The organism is uncultured Candidatus Thioglobus sp. (assembly GCF_963981275.1).
Taxonomy (GTDB): Bacteria; Pseudomonadota; Gammaproteobacteria; order PS1; family Pseudothioglobaceae; genus Thioglobus_A.
Window position 1 is genome coordinate 22,383 of record NZ_CAXCCZ010000015.1, and the last position, 8,123, is coordinate 30,505.

6 protein-coding genes are annotated in these 8,123 nt (G+C 40.6%); 2 read left to right on the forward strand and 4 right to left on the reverse strand.

Annotation, left to right across the window (positions count from 1 at the left end; all coding sequences use genetic code 11):
* Window positions 1-7: 7 nt before the first annotated feature.
* Together argS and polA are read right to left on the reverse strand one after the other, a co-directional pair.
* Window positions 8-1,711, reverse strand: coding sequence for an arginine--tRNA ligase (argS, locus tag ABNR88_RS03815; RefSeq protein ID WP_348670071.1), 1,704 nt, complete (start codon window positions 1,709-1,711; stop codon window positions 8-10).
* A 29-nt stretch (window positions 1,712-1,740) separates the two neighbouring features.
* Window positions 1,741-4,467 carry a DNA polymerase I gene (polA, locus tag ABNR88_RS03820; RefSeq protein ID WP_291927067.1) on the reverse strand — a complete coding sequence of 909 codons (2,727 nt, stop codon included), beginning with the start codon at window positions 4,465-4,467 and terminating at the stop codon, window positions 1,741-1,743.
* A gap of 72 nt (window positions 4,468-4,539) precedes the next feature.
* Between polA and ABNR88_RS03825 the strand changes: the two genes are divergently transcribed.
* Window positions 4,540-5,259, forward strand: a complete 720-nt coding sequence (locus ABNR88_RS03825) for a metal ABC transporter ATP-binding protein (RefSeq protein ID WP_291927064.1) — start codon at window positions 4,540-4,542, stop codon at window positions 5,257-5,259.
* Window positions 5,260-5,303: 44 nt separating this feature from the next.
* Here the strand turns inward: ABNR88_RS03825 and ABNR88_RS03830 are convergent, their stop codons facing one another.
* Window positions 5,304-5,780 carry a FixH family protein gene (locus tag ABNR88_RS03830; protein WP_291927062.1) on the reverse strand — a complete coding sequence of 159 codons (477 nt, stop codon included), beginning with the start codon at window positions 5,778-5,780 and terminating at the stop codon, window positions 5,304-5,306.
* The gene (gene ccoG, locus ABNR88_RS03835) at window positions 5,777-7,174 is read right to left on the reverse strand and encodes a cytochrome c oxidase accessory protein CcoG (RefSeq protein ID WP_291927059.1); all 1,398 of its coding nucleotides are present in this window, start codon (window positions 7,172-7,174) and stop codon (window positions 5,777-5,779) included. The genes ABNR88_RS03830 and ccoG overlap by 4 nt, the downstream gene beginning before the upstream one ends.
* 155 nt (window positions 7,175-7,329) lie before the next feature.
* On the opposite strand from ccoG, the gene dapD reads away from it, so the two are divergent.
* On the forward strand, window positions 7,330-8,123 hold a 794-nt coding region (gene dapD / locus ABNR88_RS03840; protein WP_291927055.1), incomplete at its 3' end, for a 2,3,4,5-tetrahydropyridine-2,6-dicarboxylate N-succinyltransferase.

An 8,123-nucleotide genomic window follows, 5' to 3' on the forward strand; every position in this document is an offset into this window, starting at 1 on the left:
TCTCAGCCTACATAGAGTCAGGTGCACTAACGCCCAAAATACCCAGCCCGTTAGTCAGCACTTGCTTCACCGCTTTGATTAACAACAATCTAGTGGAGCGCAATACAGCATCATCCACCAAAAACTCACTATTGTTGTAATAACTATGGAATTCACCGGCCAGATCTCGTAAATAATAAGCCAAAACATGAGGCTCATAATTCAGTGCACTTGCCTGTAAGACATCTTTATAACGATTTAATTCTTTAATTAAAGCAATCTCGGTGTCACTTGTTAATTTTGATAGTTCGGCATCAGCGTCATCCATTGATTGTGCTTGCTTAAGTACTGAGCAAATGCGAGCGTGGGCGTATTGAATATAAAATACTGGATTTTCATTAGTTTTGGACTTGGCCAAATCAAGATCAAAATCCATGTGCTGCTCTGATTTTCTTAAAATATAGAAAAAACGCGCTGCGTCATTACCCACTTCATGGCGTAACTCTTCTAATGTTACAAACGAACCGCTACGTGTTGACATGGCCACTTTTTCGCCGCCACGATACAAATTAGCAAATTGCACCAGCAAAATTTCTAACTTATCAGGGTTGTGCCCTAGTGCGCTAATAGAAGCCTTAACTCTGGCGATATAGCCGTGATGATCCGAACCCCAAATGTTAATAATTTTGTCATAGCCGCGCTCAATTTTTTCTAGATGGTAGGCGATATCAGAAGCGAAGTACGTATGAATGCCATTATCTCGCACCACTACACGATCTAAGTCATCGCCAAAATCTGTGGTTTTAAACCACAAGGCGCCATCTTTTTCATAGATATGGCCTGATGCCTGCAATGCTTTAACGGTTTTTTCAGAAAGACCTGAATCTACCAAAGACTGTTCTGAAAACCACTGCTGATATTCAATACCGAACTCAGATAAATCTTCTTTTATTCCGCCCAAAATACTGTCAATCGCCAATCTAAATATATGTTGATAGTCCTCGCCAAGCATCTTCTTACAGTTGGCAATCAGTGCATCAATGTGCTTCTCCTTATCGCCACCATCTTTCTCATCCTTACAAACATCTTTGGCAATATCATACTTTTCTACACCACTAATTTGCTTAGCAATATCGGCAATATAATCGCCTTTGTAACCATTGTCAGGAAACACCTCAACCTGACAAAAACGCAAATAAACCGAGGTTGCCAAGATGTCCATTTGTCGTCCAGCATCATTCACGTAATATTCGTTATCCACACTAAATCCAACAGCGCGCAACAAGTTTGACACCGTGGCACCGTAAGCTGCACCCCGACCATGACCTACATGCAACGGGCCAGTCGGATTAGCGGAAACAAATTCCAATAAAATGCGCTGGCCATGGCCGACTTTAGACAGGCCAAAATCATCGCCCTGGGTAAAAATATCATCTAGCACCTGGTTATTTGAACCTTGAGACATAAAGAAATTAATAAATCCAGGTCCAGCAATCTCAACCTTGTCAATTTCACTGGCGTTAACAAGCTTATCGACAATTTTTTCAGCCAAAACCTTCGGCGCACACTTGGCTTGTTTGGACAATACCATGGCAATATTTGAAGCAAAATCTCCCTGAGTTTTATCTTTAGAATGATCCAGTCGAATCTCACTTGGCGCACTTTCTAAAACACCCTCATCAATCAATGATTGCAATGCTTGGGTTAATAGTTGCTGTAATTGTTGTTTCATATCAAACCTGTTTATTTATCTTTTTTTAATTAGTGCGCTTCTTGCCAAGAGCTGCCCGTGCCCACGTCCACCTTCAGTGGAATGTCAAGCAAGTAAGCATTCTCCATTAAGTCTTGTATTTTATGAGTAAACTCATCTACTCGATCGGCTTTCACTTCGAAAACCAACTCATCGTGGACTTGCATAATCATTTTAATGTTGTCATTATTTGAGCCAATCCAGTCGTGCACATCAAGCATGGCTTTCTTGATAATATCAGCACTTGACCCTTGCATAGGTGCATTAATAGCTGTTCTAAGTGCATGCTGTTGTAACATTTTATTTTTAGCATTAATTTGTGGCAAGTAAAGCCTTCTGCCCATCACTGTTTCAACATAACCCTGGATTTTGGCAGACTCTCGAGTATCTTCCATATATTGAGCCACACCTGGATAATTCTCAAAATAGGCGTCAATATACTCTTTAGCCTCTGTACGTGACACATCAATTTGCTTAGCTAGGCCAAAAGCACTCATGCCATAAATCAAGCCAAAATTAATCGCCTTTGCTCGACGTCTCTGCTCTTTGGTCACCTCATCAATGGCCACCTGAAACATGGTGGAGGCGGTTGCACTATGCACATCTTGATCATTCTTAAAGGCATTGAGTAAATTGGCATCTTGGGAGATATGCGCCATAATTCTAAGCTCAATTTGCGAATAATCTGCAGCAATAATCACCCGATCTTTGCTAGCAATAAAAGCCCCACGAATACGCGCACCAAGCTCAGATCGAATTGGAATATTTTGCAGATTTGGGTTTGATGAAGACAAGCGCCCTGTCGCCGTAACTGCCTGATGATAAGAAGTATGCAAACGCTTAGTGTGCAGGTCAATTTGCTTAGGCAATGCCTCTAAATAAGTTGAATTAAGCTTGGTCAGTGTTCGATAGCTCAAAATCAAATCAACCAAAGGATGGTCTAACAACTTTAACGCCTCTTCATTTGTAGATGGCGCCCCTTTTGGAGTTTTTTTCTTCGGTACCAAGCCCAGACCGTCCTCAGAAAATAAAATTTGCTGAATTTGTTTAGGTGATTCTAAATTAAACTCTTCGCCTGCCAGCTCATAAGCTTGCGCTTGAAGACTTTCCATCTGCGATTTAACCTCTATTTGTTGCATGCCCAATGAATTGGCATCTAGCTCAACACCATTGCGCTCAATATTTAGCAAAACCCTCACCATCGGCAGCTCAATACGCTGATATAGCTTGACCAATTTAGGATATTGGGCAATTTGCTCGTCCAGCACCTGATTTAACAAATCAGTTACAATCACATCTTCGCAAGCATAAGGGCTGGCAACTTCAAGTGAGACTTGGTTAAAGGTAATTTGCTTCTTGCCCTTACCGGCAACCTCAGAAAATGTAATGGTTTGATGATTAAGATAATGCTCAGATAGATCGTCCATGTTATGGCGTGTCGCCACTGAGTTAAGCACATATGACTTCACCATAGTGTCGTCGGTAATGCCGTTTAGATCAATTTTATAATTGGCTAAAACATGTGCATCATATTTAAGGTTTTGCCCCACTTTTCCAATAGCTGCATTCTCCAAGATAGGTTTAAGCGCCTGTATTACGCTCGAAAAATCAAGCTGTTTTGGTGCATCTAAATAGTCGTGTGCAACCGGAATATAAAAACTATCACGTTCAATTAAGAATACCCAGCCTACAATTTTTGCATTCATGTAGTCCAATGAGTCGGTCTCTAAATCAAGCACGAAGTTTGAGCAATGTCCAAGGCGTTCAAGCATCTTTTCAAATACCACTTGATCTAAAACTGTGGTTTGTGAATATCCTTCTAGTAGACTTTGTGCGGGTTTAGAGACCTCAAGAGGCTGCTCAATAGTTTCATTAACAGAAGAGATGGACACCTCACCAAGCTGCTTATGCCACATAGAAAATCCATAGCGCTGGTATAGCTCGGCTAATTTTGTACCATCTTGTCCGGGCTCATTGTCCAGAATATTACAAGGTAAATCCACATCAAATTTCAAACTCACTAGTCGGTGCGACAAGTCTAAAAGGTCAAAATTATCTCGCAGCTTTTCACCCACTTTACCTTTAATTTCATGCGCATGCTTTTTAATACCTTCAATATCTTGATAAGACTGAAGCCATTTGATGGCTGTTTTTGGCCCAACACTCGGCACCCCTGGAATGTTATCCGCACTGTCGCCAGTGAGCGCTAATAAATCAAGAATTTTCTCGGGTGTAACCCCCATTTTCTCAATCACGCCATCACGATTATAAGTGCTTCCCGTCATATCTAGCTGGGAGATGTTATCACTCACAAGCTGCATTAAATCTTTGTCGCCACTAGCAATAATGGTTTTTATATTGTTCTGATCAGCACACCGACTCAACGTTGCAATGACATCATCAGCCTCCACACCAGGAACACACATAAAATGAAAACCCATGGCGCGAATGATTTCATACAGAGGTTCGATTTGTATCACCAATTCCTCGTCTGCCGGTTTCCTATGTGCCTTATATTCTGGGTAGATTTCATGACGAAAGTTCTTACCCTTGGCATCAAAAATAGCAATCAACTTGGCCTCAGGGTATTGTCTTTGCAAACGTTTAACGGCATTCACCACGCCAAACATAGCACCCGTTGGGAAGCCCTCTTGGTTGCTCAAGTTTTGTTTTAAGGTGGAAAAGTAAGCGCGGAATAAAAACGCCGAACCGTCTAGTAGTATAAGCTTATGTGACATGCGCCCAATTTTACCAATTTTTACCCGTCGCTTAAGTTGTAAAATAACATTACTTTAGTAATTTTTAGCCCTATGTCAGAAGCACTCATTCATGTTGACCAAGTCAGCCTAAGCCATCATGGAAAAAAGGTTCTAGACCAGGTAAGTTTTGAGCTTAAAGCGGGTGAATTTATCACCCTAATCGGCCCAAATGGCGCCGGCAAAAGCTCTTTGATTAAAATCTTATTGGGCTTGATTAAGCCAGATACGGGCCACGTTAAAAAATCGGCCAAAATTCGCCTAGGCTATACACCACAAAAATTCATACCCAATGAATTTATCCCAATTACTGTCACTGGATTTTTACAACTTAATCAAAAAGTATCAGCTCAATTTTTAGAAGATACAGCTAAGCTAACGGGTATCGAATCAATTCTCAAGAGTGAATTAAAGCGTTTATCAGGTGGAGAGATGCAGCGCGTGTTGCTAGCAAGAGCTTTGCTGGCAAAGCCCAATGTTCTTATTCTTGATGAGCCCGCCCAGAATTTAGATGTCAACGGCCAAATGCATCTGTACAAGCTCATTCAAGATATTCACCAACAGCAGGGGTGTGCAGTGCTAATGGTGTCGCATGACTTGCACCGAGTTATGAAAGAATCAACTCAAGTATTGTGCCTATATCATCATATTTGTTGTATGGGGCAGCCAGAATCCATTTTAAAAGATTCTCAATTTAATGATTTATTTGCCGATCAAATGGATGATTTGATGGCCACTTATGAGCATCATCATAATCACTGTCATGAAGACTAGGGTAACTGGCTAATTTCTAACTCCAGCCAAAGCTAAAACTTGTTTTATTGAGCGAACATCCTGGCAGAGTTTTGTTGCAAAAAATCACCTTTAGAAATTTCAACCAACAAATCCCAACGACCCTTGAGTGGCAAAATCACTTCTAGTTGATAAGCGCCATCGTCAGTCTTTGACATTGGCATTGAAAAATCATGTTTCATCTCTAGTGGTCGATAAAAATAAGCAGTCGCATCAGCCTTGTTAAGGCGCTTATCTTGCTTGGTGCTAACCGCTCGATAGACCTGTTTAACGCCATGAGTAATTTTTTCAGGCAAGGCCAACTCTAACTTCCAACCCTGCTCAACTAACTTGTTGCGATTTTCCAAGGTTTTTCCATAACGCTGTCCTGTCTCATATGCATCAGCCACCACCATGCCTGGGTGGGTTTCTAGGGCGGTGATAATACGCCAAACTGTCGCGCCAACTAGGGCAATAAACAAAACCAACATTAGCATCATTACAGGGGATTTTTGTACACTCATCGCATGCTTCTCGGGGTGAAAAATGAAGTGTCATATTCTAATGTAGATTGAACACCTTTAACCACAAAAGTTACCTTGTAATCATCACCCACATTATTTTCATAAGCAGACAAATACACAAAAATAGATTTCACATTACCCGTGGGGATCATTACTGAGCCTAGTGTCTCTTTAGATGTCAACCCTTTGATCGGACTCTTAAAACTAATCGCAACCTGCATATCTTTATCGGTTTTGTTCATAACCTTAAGCTCGTACTTATTACGAATAGAGCCGTCTGATAACTGCACAAATAATGGCTGCCTATCGTGCAAAACCTTTAGATCCATTGAGGCTAGTGTACTCATACCATAAGCCAGTATTGATAAAGCGATGACCAAAATTGAACCATAGACAATAACCCTAAACCTTTTATACAGAGGCTTAGGCGCCTGTTTAAATTCCATCTCGGCTAAAGAGGTATAACGGATTAAACCCTTTGGCCTACCCACTTTTTCCATCACCACGTCACATGCATCAATACACAATCCGCAAGTAATACAGCCGTATTCTTGGCCTTTACGAATATCAACCCCTGTTGGGCAAACAGCCACACATTGATTACAATCAATGCAATCGCCATTACCCTCAACAAATTTACCTTTTTTGAGCTTGCCACGGTTTTCACCGCGATAATAATCATAAGTTGGCATAATGCTTTGATTGTCAACCATCGCACCTTGAATACGTGCATATGGACAAACCCACATACAAGTTTGCTCACGCATAAAGCCGGCAAAAATATACGCACCTGAAGCAATAGTAATGGTGATTGTTAATGTCATTGTAGTGATATCAGCATTAAAATAATCTGCCCAGCTAACACCAAAATACAGCATCCAAGTTATGCCGGAAAATAAGGCAATAGACATCCAAATAGCATGCTTAATAACTTTCTTTCTTATCTTGGAAAAGCTGATTGATTCTTTATCTAGCTTACGACGCTTAATTGGCGCGCCTTCTACCTTAGTCTCTACCCAGGTAAAAATATCAGTCCAGATTGTTTGGAAACAAAAATAACCGCAAAAAACTCGACCAAGCACAGTGGTCATGGCTGCCAATAATATCGCTAAAAAAAGCAGCACCATCGTTAGCATCCAAATATCTTGTGGAAAAATAGTAATATCAAATAAGTGATATTGTCTATTTTCCATATCAAACAAGATGGCTTGTTTGTCATTCCAAGTAAGATAAGGGCCAATGAAAAAAGGGGTCCAAAAAATAATAGCTAGCCATTTAAAATTTCTAAATTTTCCACCCATTCGTTTGGCATGAATCGTTTCATCACCAAGGTTTTGTACCCAAAGATCTCCCTCTTCATACAAAGTTTCAAGTTGGATTTTGTTATCACTCATGGCAGCCTTTTTTACGGTTTAAAACAACGCTGATATCATAACATTTTTCTTATTTTTTTTCTTGATTGAAATCAAATAAAGTTCAGAAAACTGCCTAGTACCTATTAAAATTACGTATCTGATATAATGTCCAATTTTTTACGACCAAAATTACCATGAAAGAGATTATCGAAGCTGCTTTTGAAGATAGAGCAAACATCAATCCACAAACTGCAACACCTGAAGTTAAACAAGCTGTTAACGAGGCAATTCGTATGCTTGATTCTGGCGAAGCTCGCGTTGCCGAGCAACAAGCAGTTGGCGACTGGGTTGTCAACGAGTGGCTTAAAAAAGCCGTATTACTATCTTTTAGAATTGCAGACAACGTACCTATGCAAGGTGGCTTTACTCAATATTACGACAAAGTACCTTCTAAATTTGCCGACATGACACCTGAAGAATTTAAAGCAACTGGCGTTCGAGTTGTACCGCCTGCAAGTGCACGTCGTGGTTCATACGTTGCTCAAGATACAGTACTTATGCCATCATATGTCAACATTGGTGCTTACGTTGATTCTGGCACTATGGTTGATACTTGGGCAACAGTTGGCTCATGTGCACAAATTGGTAAAAATGTTCACCTATCAGGTGGTGTTGGCATTGGTGGTGTTTTGGAGCCATTGCAAGCTAGTCCAACAATTATTGAAGATAATTGTTTTATTGGCGCTCGATCAGAAGTTGTTGAAGGTGTGATTGTTGAAGAAGGCTCTGTTATTTCAATGGGTGTTTACATTGGTCAATCTACTAAGATCTTTAATCGTGAAACTGGTGAAGTCACTTACGGTAGAATCCCTGCAGGCTCAGTTGTGGTTTCTGGCAACCTGCCTTCTAAAGATGGCTCATACTCACTTTACTGTGCAGTTATCGTTAAACAAGTAGATGCTAAAACTCGCTCTAAAACAAGTATTAA

Excerpts from the sequence above, each read along its gene's own strand:
- argS (WP_348670071.1), bottom strand. The coding sequence starts at position 1,711 with ATGAAACAACAATTACAGCAACTATTAACCCAAGCATTGCAATCATTG.
- polA (WP_291927067.1), bottom strand. The coding sequence starts at position 4,467 with ATGTCACATAAGCTTATACTACTAGACGGTTCGGCGTTTTTATTCCGC.
- ABNR88_RS03825 (WP_291927064.1), top strand. The coding sequence starts at position 4,540 with ATGTCAGAAGCACTCATTCATGTTGACCAAGTCAGCCTAAGCCATCAT.
- ABNR88_RS03830 (WP_291927062.1), bottom strand. The coding sequence starts at position 5,780 with ATGAGTGTACAAAAATCCCCTGTAATGATGCTAATGTTGGTTTTGTTT.
- ccoG (WP_291927059.1), bottom strand. The coding sequence starts at position 7,174 with ATGAGTGATAACAAAATCCAACTTGAAACTTTGTATGAAGAGGGAGAT.